Source organism: Candidatus Halocynthiibacter alkanivorans, from assembly GCF_003333265.1.
GTDB classification, from domain to species: domain Bacteria; phylum Pseudomonadota; class Alphaproteobacteria; order Rhodobacterales; family Rhodobacteraceae; genus Halocyntiibacter_A; species Halocyntiibacter_A alkanivorans.
Genome location: NZ_QOLB01000155.1, coordinates 20,749 through 39,430, shown reverse-complemented (window position 1 = coordinate 39,430; position 18,682 = coordinate 20,749). Strand labels below are relative to the sequence as shown.

The following is an 18,682-nucleotide window of genomic DNA, read 5'->3' as shown; positions in this document are numbered from 1 at the left end:
TCCCTCGGCACAGCCGTATTGCAGGCAGTATAGAAAGGCGGTGGATGTACCTTAAGAACTGTATTCCTCAGCGTTCATTAGCTTCAGCCTAACGACGGCCCCGAGGCCTGATTGCGCCAGGTCAACACCCCGAAGATCGTCGTGGCGATCAACAAAGACCAGGAGGCTCTGGCTTTCCAGGATGCTGACTTCGCCCTGGTTGCCGACCTGTTTCAGGCAGGATCGTGATCTGTTCGCGAAAGCAAAAAGTCACGTGGTACTTAACCTTAGTCGCGGAAAACCTGCCGCCGAAGATGGCGCGCCCGGGACCACGCGGATCAAAGCTACCAGCAGGCGCCACCGCCCCTCGATGGCTTCCCAGCCAATGTCTTCGGGTTCCCCTGGGTTCAGGAGGCTTCAGCGGAGCTCCGGTCACATACGATCCTGGCCTTGTCCCTAAATGGCAATCTCGTCCACAATACGATCCATCATGCGATCGCAGGCAGCGAGTTGCTCCCCAGAAATGTATTCATCAGGTTTATGGCCCTGTCCTTCCATAGACCCGGGACCACATACGATTGTCGGAACACCAAGGCTTGCAAAAACGCCGGCTTCAGTACCAAAGGCAACCTTGGTGACCTCCTGATTGCCTGCGAGACGCTGCGCCAGGGCAACCACAGGAGCGCCCTCTGAAACATCGAGGCCAGGATAGGCATTGTAGCGGTCCAGCGCGATTTTCGCCTCAGGATAGTCGGGCTGATATCGTCTGGCCACACGGGTGGCCGCGTCCCGGATCAGATCCATGATCATGTCTTGCCGGTCCGCCGCGAGATGGCGGTATTCAAGGATCAACTCAGCGTGGTCGGGAACGATATTCAGGGCAACGCCGCCAGTGAGCTTGCCAATATGCACTGTGCTGCAGGCGATATCATAAGCCGCGTCGTGCGCGCCTTGCGTTGCAAGCCACGTCTGGACCTTGCCCAGTTCGACCACAAATTCCGCGGCCAGATGCAATGCGTTCACGAACTTAGGCGCCAGGGCGGAGTGTCCACTTTGCCCGTTACAGGTCGCTTTGATCGCCGCCTTGCCCTTGTGCCCGACTGCCACACGCATCTCTGTCGGTTCCCCGACGAAACAGGCACGTGGAGTACCCAGGAGCGGAGCAAGCCGATCAGCCATATGCTGGATCCCGACGCAGCCAATTTCCTCGTCATAGGAAAAGGTCAGTTTCAGCGGCTCTTTCAGATCACGCTTTGCTGCCTTATCCGCCGCGCTCAGCATACAGGCCAGATAGCCCTTCATATCGGTGGTACCGCGCCCGTAGTACTTGCCACTTTCGTGTGACAACCGGAACGGATCGCGGGTCCAGACCTGCCCCTCGGTCGGCACGACATCGGTATGACCTGACAATAGCAGGCCGCCCCCGGACGGGCCGGTTTCGGCAAAAAGCCCCGCCTTTTGACCGGTGGCATCGGAAATTCGCGTCAATCGAAACCCGCGCTCACGCAGATAAGTTTCGATGAAACCGATAATATCAAGATTGGACCTCGCGCTGACCGAGTTGAACCCGATCAGCCGCCCGAGGTTTTCTAACGTCTGAGACATTGCTGCACGATCGCTCCTCAATCCAAAGCCAGCTCGGTGATTTCGCGGCGGAAGGGCAGCGTATCACCGGGATCTTCGCCATCCAGTTCCCGCGCATACCGGTGACCGGCATAGGTGGCCCAGGCAATAGGCCCCGGCGCATTCGCGTCACCGATGATTTTGACCGATTTGATCCCAGCATCCGCCCATTCGGCTTCACGCGCCTTCAGGTCGTTGAAGACCTGATTGTTTTCCAGGCGCGATGACACCATTACAACAGCCTCGCATCCAAACCGGGTGGTTGTGTCGGTATAGACGCAGTTGGACACCACATGGCCGTTGCCAATTTCGGTTACGCCCCGGTTCAGTACGATCCCGACGCCCATTTCAGCCAGTTTCTTATGGATTGCATGCTGTTCCAGCGTGTTGTTGGTCCAGTCCGACAGGTAGGCCGCAGGCGTGATGATCGTGACCTCACAGCCTTCTTTGCGCAAAAGCTCCGCCAGAACGCCCCCCATGTAATAATGGTCATCATCATAGATCACCACTTTGCCCGAGGGCAGCTTCCCGCCCATGATATCGTCCGGTGTAAAAACCGGCATGGAGGCATCCATGGCAAAAGGAACCACGTGCTGTCGGCTCACCCCGTCGCGCCGCCATTTCGAACCGGTCGCGATACAGACGTTCTCAAAGCCGAATTCCAGGATGCTTGCCGCATCCAACTCGCTGTCGAAATAAGTTTCGACGTTCGCTTTCTGGCTGATCTGATATTCACGGTATTCCAGCACCCGCCCCCAGGCACTGAGCCCGGGAAGGAGGCGCTCGCGTGCCACGCGCCCACCAAGTTCGGTTGTGGCTTCGGCGATGGCAACATCATAGCCGCGCTCCGACAGGGCGCGCGCTGCTTCCAGCCCGGCGGGACCGGACCCGACAACCAGAACGTTGGAACTGTTGCCTTTCGCGTTCATCTTTTCAGGGTGCCAGCCCTTGCGCCATTCTTCCATGAATGTCGGGTTCTGGGTGCAGCGGCTGATCGACATGGTCATGTCACCGGTGATGCAGATGTTGCAACCGATACATTCACGGATGTCCTCGATCCGGCCCTCTTCTATTTTCTTCGGCAGAAAAGGATCGGCAATCGACGGGCGCGCGCAACCGATGAAATCGAGCAGGCCGGACCTGATCTGTTTGACCATCGTGTCGGGAGAGGTAAACCGGCCCACACCCACAATGGGTTTGTCTGTCAGATCGTGAATACCCCTGACCAACTCCTGTTGCGCGGCCTCATCTGTGAAGCGCGACGGACCGGAGCAATCTTCCCAGGTGCCCTGCGCGAGGTCCCAAAGGTCTGGCAGATCCTTGTTCATTTCGACAAAGTCGCGCACTTCGGCGTTAGAAAACCCCAGGTCGCCGATGGTCTCATCAAGGCTGACGCGAAGCGTGATGCCCATAGTGTCGCCAACAGCATCTTTGATATCGGCAATAACCTCATTCACAAAGCGTGACCGGTTCTCCAGGCTGCCGCCATATTCGTCACTGCGTTGGTTTGTGGCGCGGCTGAGAAAGTGTTGAAAAATTCCAAACCCGTGGGCGCCGTAAAGGCAGATCAGGTCAAAACCGGCCAGTTTTGAACGTTTGGCAGCGTTCACGAACCAGCGGCGTAAATCGCGGATGTCGGACTTGTCCAATGCCCGGGCCTGCATCGGATCGTTGGTAAACGTGCGGATCGGCATGGCAGAAACCGCCATGGGTACTTCTTTGGAGTACAGGTTCGGTCCATTGATACCGGAATAGGCCAGCTGAATACCCGCAAGCGCGCCATGTTCTTTCATCTTCTCCGACATCTTGCGAAGCTGTGGAATGTCTTTGTCCTCCCACAACCGCAGCTCGATGAAAGGGGTAATTTCCGAGGTATGGTGCATCTCGCACTGTTCGGTGAAGATCACCCCCCAACCGCCTTCGGCCTTAATGCCGCGCATAGCAGCAGCGGCCGAGGGGTCGCGGTAGCCACCGCCGTTGCAGTGCGGAACCTGGTAGAACCGGTTCTTGGCGGTGACAGGACCGATCTGCATCGGTTCGAAAAGTATATCATAGCGGGGATCGCGCAATGTTGCCTCCTCAGAAAGCGGGTTTGCTCAAGAATAGCGTGCGGCCCAAAGATCGAAAGACAAGCTTGTGAAAGCATTGATTAGGGGGAAACTAACTGACCCTGGGTGCTTTGCTGCTGCTAACCGCCCAGGCCTGTAAAACCGCCACTTTGAAGCCGGTCGCTGCAATGCAGGACGAAAGCGCGCACGACACTGGCGGATTCCGCGTCGGTTGACATTAACAGCCCCATTCGCATCGGTCGCACGGCTCCGACAAGAGGAATGAATTTCAGAGGTTTCCCGTCCGGCGAAAAATCATTCAGGGGGCGCACATTGGCAATTGAATAACCAAACCCGTTGGCCACAAGGCTGCGCATCACAGCCATATCCCTTGACCGTTCTGCAATTATTGGCTTGGCGTCTATCTGAGTAAAGAACGACAGGAAATAGTCCGCACTGAACGGCAGATCCAACAAGACCATCGGGTGGCTCTTTAGCTCCTCCACGGAAACCGATGGCAAATGCGCCAATGGGTGCGTTTCATTGACGATGGCGTAAGGAGGGAGTTCCAACAGAGAAACGAATTGCAGATCGGCAGGCAATTCCAGGTCATATGTCAGTGCAACATCAATTTCAGCCCGCCGAAGAGCACTGAATATTTCTGACTGGTTTAGTTCGTACTGACGCACGCGCACTTCGGGGAATTCGGTTTCGAAACTCCGCCGCACGGATGGCAGAACAACCTGAGCAAATGTAACCATGCATCCGATGGACAACGGACCGCGTACAGTCCCGGAAATATCCCCGGCCAGGTCCATCAGCCTGTCGGCTTCCTGAAGAACAAACTTTGCCTGTTCCATCATGCGTCGCCCGGCGAGTGTCAGTGACAAGCCCTGCGCATGTTGACGGACAAACAGAGGAAGCCCGAATTCCTTTTCAAGCTGGTTGATCGCCGCCGAAATTGACGGCGACGACACATTGACCTTCTCTGAGGCCAGGGCGATGCTTCCGGCTTCTCCGACAGCAACGAAATACTCCAACTGTCTGAGAGTGTATCTCAGCATCGCGTTTCCCCGATCCCTTTTGTTGTACTAAGCTTTGTATTTTATCCAGGTGGTTTTCAAAGCAGTATACTTATCAAGGGCGTGCAAAGAAAGGTCGCGCCCGAAACCGGATTGTTTCATGCCGCCGAATGGTGTCTGAACAGACAATGCATCTACTGTGTTGACCGACACGGTTCCAACGTTCAGCCGGTCCGACACACGGCAGGCCCGGCTAAGATTGTCGGTCCAGACGGACGCGGCCAGCCCGTAGATACTGTCGTTGGCCATTGCAACGGCCTCATCTTCACTGTCGAAAGCAATGATCGACAAAACCGGACCAAAGATTTCATCCCGTGCAAGCGGATTGTTATGGGCAACATCGTCAAATATAGTTGGTTGAATAAAACAACCTTTGCCACCCACCGTGACACGCTCACCTCCGGCGACAAGGTTGGCTGTCTTCTTGCCTTCCTCGATAAACCGCATGATGCCCCGGGTTTGTTTTTCGTCGACAATCGCGCCCATTTTCGAAGCAGGATCAAGCGGGTCGCCGGGTTGGGTCGCCCCTGCCCTTGCGATCATCTTTTCAACAAAAGCATCTTTGACCGAGCGTTCGACATACAATCGTGAATTTGCCGAGCACACCTCGCCCTGATTGAAGAAGATACCAAATGCCGCCATATCCGCAGCCGTGTCCAGATCCTCGCAATCCGCAAATATCAGGTTGGGGCTCTTGCCACCTGTTTCAGGCCAGACCTGTTTCAGGTTGGATTGCCCGGAATACTGCATGAACATCTTGCCGATCGCGGTCGAGCCGGTAAATGCCAGACAATCGACATCCATATGTAGACCCAACGCTCTGCCCGCGGTGGCACCAAAGCCAGGCACCACGTTGAACACGCCATCGGGCACACCGGCCTCAGCCGCCAGTTCGGCCAGCCGCAAAGCTGAAAGCGGCGATTGCTCCGCTGGTTTGAGCACCACTGAATTGCCGGCAGCCAGGGCAGCTGCGCCCTTCCAGGTGGCCATGTCCAGTGGGAAGTTCCACGGTGTTACCGCGCCGACCACACCAAGTGGTACCCGCTTCACCAGCGCCAGATCGCCCGGTCCCGTCGGGGCTACCTCGTCATAGATCTTGTCGATGGCTTCGGCATACCATTGGAAGAAATGTGCGCTTCCGGGCGCGTCAACGGTCACGGCATCAGTGACCAGCTTGCCCATGTCGAGACTGTCCAGCAACGCCATCTCTTCCAGATGGGCACGGATCAGATCCGCCAATTTCAACAGAACGGTCTTACGGTCGCCCGGTGCCATACGTGACCAGACACCCTTTTCAAAAGCGCTGCGTCCTGCCGCGACAGCCAGATCCACATCTTCAGCGTCACATTCCGCGACAGCGGTTAAAACCTCGCCTGTTGCCGGGTTGATGCTGTCGTAGGTTTTACCGGAAACCGCATTGACGAACTTGCCGTCGATAAAGGCCTGCCCCCGGAATGAAAGCTGTCCGGCACGGGATTTCCAATCTTGATAGGTGTAATTCTGCATGTCTCTTTCCCTGTCTTCACTGGTCACCAGGCACGCCATAAGACGGTGCCGCACGCGGATCGAGCGCGCGCTGGATGTAGGCGTCCAGCTGTGGTTTGTAGATGTCCCATGCCGTGGCTATGGCTTCGATCGGGCAATCTTCGGTCCAGTCACAGCGCAGATCCGCCACCGGCCAACTGACCTTGTCGACGATCTTCATCCCGGCCGAATGCACCGCCCCGGCCTCGCCCCCGGCTGCAAGCGCCGCGCGCATAGCGGCAATCAACCGGTCGCCAAGGTGGCCAGATGATGCCAGGAACGCGTCAACAATGGCCTGTGGCACGCCTTCATTCGCCAGCAGATTCCCGCCCGAAGCGACGTTCTCGTCCTGGGCCTGTGTCCAGATTCCCAGCGAGTTGGGCCCGGAGTGAATTGCGGTTCCGCCGCTGCGGTCCACCGCAAGCACCTGTCGGTATTCGATGAATTTGCCCTGCGCCACCACAGCTTCGATGGTTTCTTTGGCGCTGAGACCGCTTTGCATCAAATCCAGAGCAAGCGGTCCAAGCGTCGGGTCAGTCACATTTTGCGAAGCCACAGCGCCGACACCGGCGCGTGCAAACGCGCAGCGTGCAGCCACGGCAGGGGAGGAAGATGAAATTGCGATACCGAACATACCGGTTTTTGCGCAGCGGGCGACAAGCGAAAATGTCATACCCTTAAGCCGGGATCACGGCGGTGCCGTCGATTTCAACCAGCCATTCAGGCCGTGCAAGCGCCTGAACCACCAGCCCGGTCGAGACCGGGTGCACCCCTTTGATATATTCGCCCATGGTGCGATAGACGGCCTCGCGGTGGCGCACATCGGTGATATAGACCACCACCTTGACCAGATGCTCCATCTGACCGCCGGATTCTTCAATCAGCTGACGGATGTTCTGCATCACCTTATGGGTCTGCTCAACGGGGTCGTGGCTGGTGATGTTTGCCGCATCATCCAGGTTCTGAGGGCACTGGCCGCGCAGATACACGGTCTTTCCGCCCTGGGTCACGACGGCCTGACACAGGTCGTTGTCCAGGTTCTGTTCCGGGTAGGTCTCGGATGTGTTGAATTTGCGGATTCGTGTATGGGTCATTTCGATCTCCATCAAGTTATTATTATGCGCGAAGAAGGTGTGGCGGAGCTACGTGAGGCTGGTGCTTTGCAACGGAGATGGGCCGCTGCGGTTGACTGGCGGATCACCCCACTGCAATTTCGGACGTCTGGGACGCAATGTCGTTCGAAAACCAGTTCAACACCGCTGTGTCCCTGGAGGTCAAAGACCGTTCCCCCATTACAATGCCGGACTGACCCGCGACGTCTTTGACAAAGGCGCGCGGACCGCCCCAGTCGAAGTTGCGACAGACGGCAGCAAGGTGCGCAAAGGGCGGAGACCGGGAGAAAAGCTGAAAATACAAACGATGGCCCGCGAAATCAGCGTTGAGCATGTCGCGGGTCAAAGCCAATAGTTTGCGACGGTACCCGGCGGCCCAGTCCCCGGTGATGGTAAAATATTTGTCCATCCACGGCCTGGTCTCAGGGTTCTGAAAGGCCGCTGCATCAGGGGTTCCACAGATCTGTCCGCCACAAAACTCGCGGGCGAGATCATCCAGCGGTTTGAACCGTGGGTGAGTGGTGACGTCATTGACGGGTTCACCATTGATATAGACGTCACGTTTTGCGCGGATCGAGTCCCTATACCGGTCGCCTGTACATATCATCGTGGCCTCCTCAGGCTGCAACCATCCCGAAAAGGGACCTGCGGATCGTGTTTCACCTGCAGAATTTCACATCGGGTTTCTGGTTTGAAAGAACTGTCTGTCTCATCGCTGATAAGCTTATGCCTAATCCACCATGCTTGAGGCACTTATTGAACCTGTTGTACCAGAGGTGCATTGGCCCTGAATTCCCACAAAAGAACAGGACTGCAAGCGCAGCCCGGCTCAGCCATGTGACCTGAAAACTGAAAGGTAAGCAGGAACAGAACCAATGTATCTCAAACGCGAACTGAGCTGCGCTCACCCGGGCTTTGCCCGCGCAATTAAGGTATCAGCTTTGGGGAACACTTTCGCATGGCCGCTTGTATTCCAGGTATTTTCGCTGGGTCGCGATATGGTCCGCCACATGTTTGGCGTCGTGCCAGACCCCCCAGATAAAGGTGGAGCCCCGACAGGATTGCCAGGGCAACCCCAAAAAGTAGACCCCAAGCTCTGAAGACACACCTTTTTGGTGTTTTGGCTTTCCCGCCTCGTCAAAGGCATCGACTTTTAACCAGCTGAAATCTTGAGAAAACCCAGTTGCCCAGATAATTGAGTTTATGCTGGCTTCGACCAGATTCAATTCGAGAACCGGATCGTTTACACTTTCCGGGACGGGACCAAAATCGCGCGCTTCAGGATCTTCCGGCAAGTCGAGCCCATTGCGGGTGACATAAGAGTCGGCAGCATCAAGCATGGACAGATAGCCGGCATCGCCATTGGCGACATTCTCGGCAAGATCTGCTGCGAAGGACAAAACGCCATCTTCAAATTTCTGCGTCATACCAACAAGTGTTATGCCCTGGGCCGCCATATCCCGAAAGTCGACCGTATGACCACCGCGGGCACCGCTTACACAGATTGTGAACCGTTCTGTACCTGGCTTCATAGCAGCAGCATCCCACATTCCGAGAACGCCCAGCCACCATACATTGTCGCGTCCGCGATAGGCGCGTGGCGGACGATCATGTGGGCCCACGGAAAGGTAAACCTTCTTGCCGGCACGCATCAGTTCATCCGCAATCTGCACACCTGACGACCCTGCACCGACGACCATCACCGCGCCGTCCGGAAGCTGACCAGGATTGCGGTAATCGAACGAGTGCATCTGTACGATGTCCGTTTCTTTCGGAACAACCGGCGGGACAACCGGGCACTGGAAGGCGCCGGTGGCGGCCACAATGCTTTTTGCTTCAATCACGCCGTCAGACGTTTCAACACGAAAGCCCGCGCGATTAGCAAGTTGCTCGGCTTTCTTAACTTCCACACCACAGCGGATAGGAGCGTCGATCAAATTCGCATATTCTACGAAATAGTCCGCGACGCTCTCTTTGGATACGAAGGCATCGGGATCGGTATCGGCAAACTCCAGACCAGGGAAACGATCATGCCAGGCAGGCCCATTGGCAACCAGCGAATCCCAGCGTCCCGTGCGCCAGCGTTCAGCAATTCTGTCGCGCTCCAGTACGAGGTGCGGTACGCCATTCCTGGTCAGGTGTTCGCTCATGGCGACACCGGCCTGGCCCGCGCCAACAACGAGCGTATCTACTTTTTCAATCGACATGTTTTGGTCCTCTGATCTTGGCATTCCACGATTTTCAGCGCGTCTGAGCATCAACCTACCGGAGTCCTCAATTTGTCGAAAATATGGTTTCAAAAAGCATTGCTTTGGCTAAGGCTAACCAACAAAGGAACCGTGGGCGCAGCGTTATTGGTTTCCGACTGATCAGAGCCAGGATCAGAGCGCCAACGGACCTTGCACCGACCGTTTTAGGCGATGACCGCGTAGCGTCGGGTGCGAACTCGCGCCTGTTGTCGCTGCGATCAAATTCGCGTCCCGCAATTCCTGACGTCTAATCCGCCCATCCGTCGCAATTCAGGCACTGGCATCAGCACGAATGGTGAACCCGCCTGTTCATCAATTGGTCGTGTGTTCAATCCTGACCGTCGGAGCCCTTACTCCTCTGGAGTAAGGCAGATAAAAAGCGTTCCTTCCGGGGCGCTTTTGTCGTTGCATGCCCCTGGCGTGTTCCGCTGAACAGCCGCAGAAAAGCTTCAGAAAAAATTCTGCCCAAAATGATGAAAAAAACCCACAGACGCTTGCACCCGGTGAATCCCCTGGCTATATCAGCCTCATGTTCCGACGTAGCTCAGCGGTAGAGCAGTTGACTGTTAATCAATTGGTCGTAGGTTCGATCCCTACCGTCGGAGCCAAACTCCCCCTCTGGTGAAGAGTTTGGCAAAACAGCATCCCGTAATGTGGTGCACCTCTGTTAATCCATCACAATTGAATACGCGCTGCACGGTCCGGAAACGTTGTTTTCAGGCGTAAACTGGCTCAACTGGCGTGCTGGGATCAACCAGTGGCGCTGCGATCCGCGGCTGCGGCTGTTTTGCGCTTCACTTCGGCAAAAAACGTCAGAAACGCCTCAGCGCCCTCCAGTCGCGACGCCCAGCGGGCGGCCCGGGTGCAGATCCGGTCCACATGCTGCGCTGTGACACCGATATAGTCGTTCTCCAGGCAGGACTCATAAGACCACCAGCGCCCGCTGCCTTTGCGGTCCAGAATCAGCCACAGCCGGTGGCAGCTGTGCAGAATGGCAAAGCTGAGATATTCGGGGCTGTCCGCCAGACCCTCAGGTGCGAATCCTTCCAACGAGGGGTCTTCGCCAAAATCCGGACACCACTCATCGGCGAGAAACCAGGCCGGATCAGCTTGCGAGACGTAACGCCCGCTGTCTTCCCAGTCAAACCAGCAGACCGATCCGTCCGGGCGCAGCAGCGCGTTGCCAGGACGTGCATCCCATTTGACAAACACCGGCGTGCCGGTGGTGAAATCCCGGCGCAACGCCGCACGATCAAACCGCGGCGCAGCAATATCAAGAATCGTGGCAATTCTTTCCGGCCGGGTTAGCAGGCTGTCTTCCAGGCCCTTTTTTTTTCCAATGGCAGGCGCCTGGTCACTCAAACCGGTCTGAGCCGCGGCGGCTTGCAACTGTGCCAGCGTCTGCAGTGCCAGACTGACCAGATGTCGTTGTTGCTGCGGGGCTGCGGTCTCCAGTGCCTTGGTCAAGCGTTGTCCGGGCACATACTCCTGCACCAGATAGCGCTCAGAGCGCGCGACAAACCCAGGCACGTGACCGGTGGGCGCCAGCGCTTTTAAAACATGCTCTTCCAGCCGCGCCCGGGCCACGGTCTTGCGCCGCGACACCACATAGAGGTCGGGGCCGTATTCAACGATAATGGTTTTACGCCGGCGCCCACCCGGGGTCTGGATACGGTCGGGCTCCTGACCAAAATGAGCTTTGCAAAAGGCTTTGATAATAAGAGACATGCCGCCACAGTAGACAGGTCTTACAGCCTTGTCCCGGGATATATGTGGTAGGAATGCGGACCGCTTGCAGAGTCCGGGACAAGGCGGCCACCATCAGTTTCATAGATATTTCTCAATATGTTACTGAGGTGATGACGGTGAAGTTCGATCTGCTCAAAGCGAGCCCCCCTGCTGTGTTCGTTAATTTTCTGCATCTACAAATGTTGAAAAGTCAGCGTATATCACTGAAATTACACAATTAAATTTGATTTCAGTTAATTCAATTTACAAAACCTGCGTGGAATGGTGAAGATATTCACAAAATAGATGAACCGGTCAAAGGGTTTACGCCACTGTTTGCATGCAAATGGTGTAAACATCAGATCAAGAGGAGAGATCTGCGATTCACCTTGCATGATCTTCAGACGGCCCGGCGCCGCCATGAATAACGGGAGAGAACCATGCCAGACAGCAAGACCTACGCACCCAGTGCCGCATTCAGCGCACATGCCCACGCCGACGAGGCAACTTACAAAAAAATGTACGCGGCCTCCGTCAATGATCCCGAGGCGTTCTGGGGCGAACAGGGCAAGCGTCTTGACTGGATAACACCCTATTCCAAAGTCAAAAACACCAGTTTTGACTACGGCAAAGTCAGTGTGGAATGGTTTGCAGACGGCACATTGAATGTCGCTGCCAATTGCATCGACCGCCATCTGGCCAGCCGCGGTGAGCAGACCGCGATCATTTTTGAACCCGACAATCCCGAGGATCCGGCGCAGCACATCAGCTACACTATGCTGAGCGACAAGGTAAACCGATTTGCCAATGTGTTGAAGTCCCAGGGCGTGGCCAAGGGCGACCGGGTGGTGATCTACATGCCGATGATCCCGGAGGCTGCCTATGCGATGCTGGCCTGTGCACGGCTTGGCGCCATCCATTCGATTGTATTTGCCGGTTTTTCTCCCGATGCGCTGGCAAACCGGGTCAATGATTGTGGCGCCAAAGTGCTTATTACTGCGGATGAAGCGCCGCGCGGCGGTCGACGCACCGCGCTGAAATCCAATGCCGACGCGGCCTTGTTGCATTGCGCCGACGATGTGCGCTGCCTGGTGGTGAAACATACTGGCGGCCAGACCACCTGGGATGACTCCCGCGACGTGGATGTCAAAGCGGAAATGGCCGCGGCATCTGCCGATTGCCCGCCCGAGGAAGTTGGTGCGGAACACCCGCTGTTCATCCTGTACACCTCTGGCTCCACCGGCAAACCCAAAGGCGTGGTGCACAGTTCCGGCGGCTATCTGACTTTTGCAGCGATCAGCCATCAATACACCTTTGATTATCACGACGGCGATGTGTTCTGGTGCAGCGCCGATGTGGGCTGGGTCACTGGTCACAGCTATATCGTCTATGGTCCGCTGGCCAATGGCGCCACCACGCTGATGTTTGAAGGCGTGCCCACCTGGCCCGACGCCGGCCGTTTCTGGGCCGTATGCGAAAAACACAAGGTCAATCAGTTCTACACTGCGCCAACCGCGATCCGGGCATTGATGGCCCATGGCAATGCGCCAGTGGAGAAATACGACCTGTCCTCGATCAAATTGCTGGGCACGGTGGGCGAGCCGATCAATCCCGAGGCGTGGAACTGGTACAATGAGGTGGTCGGCAAGGGCAAAGCGCCGATCGTGGACACCTGGTGGCAGACCGAAACCGGTGGCCATATGCTGACCCCCCTGCCCGGCGCCACCGCCACCAAACCCGGCTCTGCAACCCTGCCGTTTTTTGGCGTCGAGCCGGTCATTCTGGATGCGGCAACGGGTGAAGAACTGCAAGGCAATGGCGTCGAGGGCGTGCTCTGCATCAAAGACAGCTGGCCGGGTCAGATGCGCACCATTTATGGCGACCATCAGCGGTTTCAGGAAACTTATTTCCAGCAATACAAAGGCTATTTCTTTTCTGGTGACGGCTGCCGCCGCGATGCAGATGGCTATTACTGGATCACCGGCCGCGTTGATGACGTGATCAACGTTTCGGGCCATCGTATGGGCACCGCCGAGGTGGAAAGCGCACTGGTGGCGCATCCGAAAGTGGCCGAGGCGGCGGTGGTTGGTTTTCCGCATGAGATCAAAGGTCAGGGCATCTATGCCTACGTGACGCTGATGCAGGGCGAAGAACCCGACGCAGCGCTTAAGAAGGAACTCGAGACCTGGGTGCGCCGCGAAATCGGCCCGATTGCCAAACCAGATGTGATCCAGTGGGCGCCCGGCCTGCCCAAAACCCGCTCAGGCAAGATCATGCGCCGCATCCTGCGCAAGATTGCCGAGAATGACACCGGCAGCCTGGGTGATACGTCAACACTTGCAGATCCGTCAGTGGTCGAAGAGTTGATTGCAAATTCAGTGCACAACGCCGGTTGAAACATTTGGCGCTGCCCCTTTGGGGCGGCGCCATGACCGCAGAAGAACAATGACCTGTCCGATGTCCTTGAGTAAAAACAGGTCCGCGCATGCGCAAAATGTCAGCCTATGGCGGGCGCCCTTTGCACATCACATGGAAACACAGGCTGAACACATCGCATGAACAGGCCGTAATCGTGCTTGGTTCCGGTCGTATTGCGCCCCATTTTCTCCTTATATTTATGGCAGCCTGTCTCTGCAGACCGCCGGAACACCTGTAAGGAGAACGTGAGATGGCCACTGAAAAACAAACCGTACCTGAGGAACCCTCACCGGCTCCTACTCCGCAACCTGAACCTGTCGCGGATTACAAGTTTACCGACTGGGCGGCGATCTGACTTTCCACCACGCCAGGGCCAGGTTAGACTGACAGCATGTCAGCTCCTGTGTCCTCCATTCGCAATCTCGGTCCTGCCACGGATGCGGTTTATGCCCGTGCCGGCATTCACTCCGCTGAGGCCTTGCGCCAGCTCGGGTCTGACGGCGCCTATCTTCAGCTTCTGAACCGTGGCGGACGACCCCATTTCATTGGTTATTACGCGATGGTCATGGGGCTGCAGGGGCGGCCGTGGAACGATTGCCGCGGTGATGAAAAGAAAGAATTGCGGGCGCGCTTTGATCTGATCAAGGCCAGATCAAAGGCATATCTGAAAGCCAATCCCCGCCAGGATGACAGTTCAGAAATTGAACTTTTCCTCAATATTATAGGCACCGGAACCCGACGCTGAAAGCGGGCGCCCCGGCCGAAAATCGAGCCATCCGAAAACAAGTGCACAATCAAGTGTGTCCTTCACAGAGGTAAAGACCTGCGTCAGAGCGCAAGGCGGCACACACCATACGACGCGATGACCGTGGCAATTCCTCCCGCCCCTTTTAAATTTCGAATACGAAAAATCAAAGCCTTGGGCCGCGCACCGCGTTTTACGCGGTGCAACAGGCGAAAAGCGCAGCTTTTCGCCTGCCCCCTCCGGGCGGGATCTGCGTGGCAGAGGCCGGGGGAGGCGGGCGGCGCTGTCCGGTCATAAAAAGGCCGGCTCCAGGAGATCCCGGAGCCGGCCAAAATCAGACGTGCTGACTGATTACGGGGCTTAGCCCACCAGCTCGAGGCCAGCGAAGAAATAAGCGATCTCAGCAGCAGCGGTTTCAGGTGCATCAGAACCGTGAACCGAGTTTTCGCCAACCGACAGCGCGAAATCAGCGCGGATGGTGCCGGGAGCGGCGTCCGCAGGGTTGGTTGCGCCCATGACTTCACGGTTTTTCAGAATAGCGCCTTCGCCTTCCAGAACCTGAAGAACAACCGGCTCGGACACCATGAATTCACACAGTTCGCCATAAAAGGGGCGTTCTTTGTGCACTTCATAGAATGTGCCAGCCTGTTCCATGGTCAGCTGAACGCGTTTCTGCGCGATGATGCGCAGGCCGGCATCTTCGAACTTGGCGTTGATTTTGCCGGTCAGGTTGCGTTTGGTGGCATCTGGTTTGATGATCGAAAGCGTACGTTCTACAGCCATGATATCGGTCCTTGTAATATCGGTCCCCACAGACCCCGTGCCTGTGGTTTAATTCTGTCTGCCCCGTAACACGACATTGACCACATGAAAAGCTGTGATTGACGATTGCTTCAAGAGCAGGCACACAGCACCCATGCTCAGAATTAATGATATCTCATACTCCGTTGAAGGCCGTCCTCTGATCGAGAACGCTTCCGTCACTATCCCCACCGGTCACAAGGTCGGGATTATCGGGCGCAATGGCGCCGGCAAAACCACGCTGTTCAAGCTGATCCGTGGCGAACTGGTGCTGGAGGGCGGCGCGATCACTATCCCGGCGCGCGCCCGTATCGGCGGCGTCGCCCAGGAGGTGCCGGGCAATGAGGTCTCGTTGATCGACACCGTGCTGGCGGCGGATATCGAACGCGCTGAGTTGATGGCCGAATCTGATGCCACTTCAGACGCCCACCGGATTGCCGAAATTCACGCCAGACTGGCTGACATTGATGCCTGGTCGGCCGAGGGGCGTGCCTCCTCTATTCTGCGCGGACTTGGGTTCACCTATGCCGAGCAGAAAATGCCCTGTTCCGCCTTTTCCGGTGGTTGGCGTATGCGCGTCGCGCTGGCAGCGGTGTTGTTCTCCGAGCCGGATTTCCTGCTGCTCGATGAGCCGACCAACTACCTTGATCTTGAGGGCGCGCTCTGGCTTGAAGCCTACCTGGGCAAATATCCCCACACGGTGCTGATCATCAGCCACGACCGCGAATTGTTGAACCGGGCTGTCGGTGCAATTCTGCACCTGGATGAGCGCAAGCTGACCTATTACACCGGGCCTTATGACCAGTTTGTACGCCAGCGCTCCGCCAAACGGGCGGTTCAGGCTGCAGCCGCTAAGAAACAGGACCTGCAACGCGCCCATCTGCAAAGCTTTGTTGACCGGTTCAAAGCCAAGGCTTCTAAAGCCAAACAGGCGCAGTCCCGGGTGAAAATGCTGGAAAGAATGACCACCATCACCGCGCCCGAAGATGCGGCGCGGGTGAAGTTCACTTTCCCGGTGCCTGAAGAGTTGTCACCGCCGATCATCAGCACCGAAGACGTCTCGGTGGGCTATGACGGTAAAGCCATTCTCAGCCGTCTGGACCTGCGTATTGATCAGGACGACCGCATCGCCTTGCTCGGCCGCAACGGCGAAGGAAAATCGACGCTGGCCAAACTGTTGTCCGACCGCCTGAAGCCGATGGGCGGTGATATGGTCACCTCCAGCAAGCTGCGGGTTGGCTTCTTTGCCCAGCATCAGGTGGATGAACTGTTCATTGATGAGACCCCGCTGCAGCACCTTCTGCGCGAGCGGCCGCTGGAAGGCCAGGCCCGGCTGCGGGCGCGTCTGGCGGGCTTTGGGCTTGGTTCAGATCAGGCAGATACCGAAGTGGGGCGCCTGTCGGGCGGTCAGAAAGCACGTCTGTCGCTTCTTCTGGCCACCCTGCCCGCGCCGCATCTGCTGATTCTCGATGAGCCGACCAACCACCTGGACATCGAAAGCCGTGAAGCGCTGGTCGAGGCGTTGACCGCCTATACCGGTGCGGTGATCCTGGTCAGCCACGATATGCATCTGCTCTCCATGGTTGCCGACCGGCTGTGGCTGGTGAAAGACGGGCACGTCGCGCCCTATGAAGAAGATCTTCAGACCTACCGCAAAATGTTGCTCTCCGTCGACAAGCCGGCGAAAGACAAGGTCAAAGACAAAGCAAAACCCAAACGCCCGAGCCAGGATGCGGTCAAAGCGCTGCGTTCAGATGTGCGCAAATGCGAAGAACGGGTGCAGAAGCTGAATGACATGCGCGAGAAACTGGCCAAAAAACTGGCTTCGCCGACGCTGTATGAAGACGGTAAAGCTGATGAGGCCGCGGTCTGGCAGAAGAAATATTCCGACGTTATGAACGCCCAGGACCGGGCCGACGCGATGTGGATGAAGGCACTGGAAAAACTGGAAAAAGCAGAGGCTTAATCTTGGAGTATCAGGCGCTTATCACCGCATTCTTCACCCTGTTTGTGATCATTGATCCCATCGGGCTGGCGCCGATTTTTGTCGCTTTGTGCCGGGGCATGAGCCCGGTACAGCGGCGCTCAGTGGCGCTGCGTGCGGTGATGATTGGTGCGCTGCTGCTGACGCTGTTTGGCTTTTTTGGCGAAGCGGTTCTGGGTTTTGCCGGTATCTCCATGCCTGCCTTCCGCATCGCCGGTGGCATCTTGCTGTTCCTCACCGCGCTGGACATGTTGTTTGAACGGCGCACCAAGCGGCGCAAAAGCCAGACCAGCGAGGATGACGACCCTTCGGTCTTCCCGCTGGCCACACCGCTGATCGCCGGGCCAGGCGCCATTGCAACCATGATCCTGCTGATGGATCAGGCCGAGGGCGCATTGGAAACGGGCATGGTGCTGTTGATGCTGGCGGCCGTCCTGGTGCTGGTGCTGGTCATGGCTCTGCTGGCGCCGCTGCTGGAAAAGGCACTGGGGCAGACTGGCACCAATGTGGTGACCCGCCTGCTCGGCATGTTGCTGGCGGCGCTGTCAGTACAGTTCATTGCCGACGGTATTATTGGATTTATTCCCGCCGTCCCTGGCTGACATTCACCTCCTCCGTGCCTATCTTGAACTGAGGAGAGGGAAAAATATGCGTTCAGTCGATCCTGTACAACTGGTCTATCTGACAGTGCTGGCGGCGGCAGTGATTGGCTGGTTCATCGCTGAAAACCGCCAGAACCTTCATAATGTGTTGAAACAAGGCATCGTCTGGCTGCTGCTGATTGTGGGGCTGATGGCCGGTTACGGCCTGTGGGACGACATTCAGCGCGACAACAGCCGGGCACAATATATCGGCCCTGCCGGTCAGATCGAAGTACCACGCCAGGGCGACGGGCATTATTATCTGACGCTGAAGCTCAATGGCGTGCCGGTTGATTTCATGATCGACACCGGGGCCACTTCAGTGGCGCTCAGCCAGGCGGACGCGATGCGCATTGGCACTGATCCGGAAAAACTTCATTATACTTCAACCGCCTATACAGCCAATGGAGCCGTGCGCACCGCACGCCTGTCCGGTGTGGAGTTTGAGCTGAATGGCATGCGCGACCAGGGCGTTGAGACTTTTGTCAGCCAGGGAGACCAGGACGGATCGCTTCTGGGTATGAGCTATCTCAGCCGCTATTCAAAAATAGAAATTACCGGTGACCGGCTGGTGCTGATCCGCTGACGAGTTGTCGTGCTGAGACGCTGAGACGCTGAGACGCTGAGACGCTGAGACGCTGAGACGCTGAGACGCTGAGACGCTGAGACGCTGAGACGCTGAGACGCTGAGACGCATTGCCCCGGCACCGGGCGCTGTGCAAGCAAGAGATGCCAGTATCACGCCACT

The 18,682-nt window shown here is 56.9% G+C and carries 15 protein-coding genes, 1 tRNA gene and 1 pseudogene; 7 read left to right on the top strand and 10 right to left on the bottom strand.

Annotated elements, in window-relative coordinates:
* Positions 1 to 132: 132 nt before the first annotated feature.
* Positions 133 to 228: pseudogene (locus DWA01_RS23765) on the top strand (electron transfer flavoprotein subunit alpha); the annotation flags it as partial.
* 207 nt (positions 229 to 435) lie between these two features.
* Here the strand turns inward: DWA01_RS23765 and argE are convergent.
* The 8 genes from argE to DWA01_RS20100 form a co-directional block, all read right to left on the bottom strand.
* The gene (argE, locus tag DWA01_RS20135) at positions 436 to 1,584 is read right to left on the bottom strand and encodes an acetylornithine deacetylase (protein ID WP_114287601.1); all 1,149 of its coding nucleotides are present in this window, start codon (positions 1,582 to 1,584) and stop codon (positions 436 to 438) included.
* A gap of 17 nt (positions 1,585 to 1,601) precedes the next feature.
* Positions 1,602 to 3,671 (bottom strand): oxidoreductase, encoded by a 2,070-nt coding sequence (locus tag DWA01_RS20130; protein ID WP_114287600.1) that lies wholly within the window; start codon positions 3,669 to 3,671, stop codon positions 1,602 to 1,604.
* A gap of 119 nt (positions 3,672 to 3,790) precedes the next feature.
* Complete coding sequence (locus DWA01_RS20125) at positions 3,791 to 4,714, bottom strand: LysR family transcriptional regulator (protein ID WP_114287599.1); 924 nt, start codon at positions 4,712 to 4,714, stop codon at positions 3,791 to 3,793.
* 27 nt (positions 4,715 to 4,741) lie between these two features.
* On the bottom strand, positions 4,742 to 6,238 hold the full coding sequence (locus tag DWA01_RS20120) for an aldehyde dehydrogenase (RefSeq protein ID WP_114287598.1): 1,497 nt from the start codon (positions 6,236 to 6,238) through the stop codon (positions 4,742 to 4,744).
* Positions 6,239 to 6,254: 16 nt separating this feature from the next.
* A complete protein-coding gene (locus tag DWA01_RS20115; RefSeq protein ID WP_114287597.1) occupies positions 6,255 to 6,929 on the bottom strand; it encodes a DUF1028 domain-containing protein in 675 nt (224 codons plus the stop codon).
* Positions 6,930 to 6,933: 4 nt separating this feature from the next.
* Positions 6,934 to 7,350: a RidA family protein gene (locus tag DWA01_RS20110; protein WP_114287596.1), complete on the bottom strand. Its 417-nt coding sequence runs from the start codon at positions 7,348 to 7,350 to the stop codon at positions 6,934 to 6,936.
* A gap of 103 nt (positions 7,351 to 7,453) precedes the next feature.
* The gene (locus DWA01_RS20105; RefSeq protein WP_114287595.1) at positions 7,454 to 7,975 is read right to left on the bottom strand and encodes a 4-hydroxyphenylacetate 3-hydroxylase C-terminal domain-containing protein; all 522 of its coding nucleotides are present in this window, start codon (positions 7,973 to 7,975) and stop codon (positions 7,454 to 7,456) included.
* Positions 7,976 to 8,303: 328 nt separating this feature from the next.
* Positions 8,304 to 9,575, bottom strand: a complete 1,272-nt coding sequence (locus DWA01_RS20100; protein ID WP_114287594.1) for a flavin-containing monooxygenase — start codon at positions 9,573 to 9,575, stop codon at positions 8,304 to 8,306.
* Positions 9,576 to 10,150: 575 nt separating this feature from the next.
* Here DWA01_RS20100 and DWA01_RS20095 point away from each other — a divergent pair.
* Positions 10,151 to 10,225 (top strand) — tRNA-Asn (locus DWA01_RS20095).
* Positions 10,226 to 10,367: 142 nt separating this feature from the next.
* On the opposite strand, the gene DWA01_RS20090 is transcribed toward DWA01_RS20095, so the two are convergent.
* Positions 10,368 to 11,345 carry a phosphotransferase family protein gene (locus DWA01_RS20090; RefSeq protein WP_114287593.1) on the bottom strand — a complete coding sequence of 326 codons (978 nt, stop codon included), beginning with the start codon at positions 11,343 to 11,345 and terminating at the stop codon, positions 10,368 to 10,370.
* Positions 11,346 to 11,785: 440 nt separating this feature from the next.
* Here DWA01_RS20090 and acs point away from each other — a divergent pair, with 440 nt between their 5' ends.
* Entirely contained in the window at positions 11,786 to 13,741 is a 1,956-nt protein-coding gene (gene acs / locus DWA01_RS20085; RefSeq protein ID WP_114287592.1) for an acetate--CoA ligase, read from the top strand.
* Between the two features lie 413 nt (positions 13,742 to 14,154).
* The gene (locus DWA01_RS20080) at positions 14,155 to 14,508 is read left to right on the top strand and encodes a TfoX/Sxy family DNA transformation protein (protein ID WP_114287591.1); all 354 of its coding nucleotides are present in this window, start codon (positions 14,155 to 14,157) and stop codon (positions 14,506 to 14,508) included.
* Positions 14,509 to 14,868: 360 nt separating this feature from the next.
* Here DWA01_RS20080 and ndk read toward each other — a convergent pair whose 3' ends face one another.
* Positions 14,869 to 15,291, bottom strand: coding sequence for a nucleoside-diphosphate kinase (ndk, locus tag DWA01_RS20075; protein ID WP_114287590.1), 423 nt, complete (start codon positions 15,289 to 15,291; stop codon positions 14,869 to 14,871).
* 133 nt (positions 15,292 to 15,424) lie between these two features.
* On the opposite strand from ndk, the gene DWA01_RS20070 reads away from it, so the two are divergent.
* The 3 genes from DWA01_RS20070 to DWA01_RS20060 are packed head-to-tail and all read left to right on the top strand — an operon-like array spanning position 15,425 to position 18,520.
* Complete coding sequence (locus DWA01_RS20070) at positions 15,425 to 17,275, top strand: ABC-F family ATP-binding cassette domain-containing protein (protein WP_114287589.1); 1,851 nt, start codon at positions 15,425 to 15,427, stop codon at positions 17,273 to 17,275.
* A gap of 2 nt (positions 17,276 to 17,277) precedes the next feature.
* Entirely contained in the window at positions 17,278 to 17,895 is a 618-nt protein-coding gene (locus DWA01_RS20065; RefSeq protein WP_200832627.1) for a MarC family protein, read from the top strand.
* Positions 17,896 to 17,941: 46 nt separating this feature from the next.
* Positions 17,942 to 18,520: a retropepsin-like aspartic protease family protein gene (locus tag DWA01_RS20060; RefSeq protein WP_114287588.1), complete on the top strand. Its 579-nt coding sequence runs from the start codon at positions 17,942 to 17,944 to the stop codon at positions 18,518 to 18,520.
* Positions 18,521 to 18,682 lie beyond the last annotated feature (162 nt).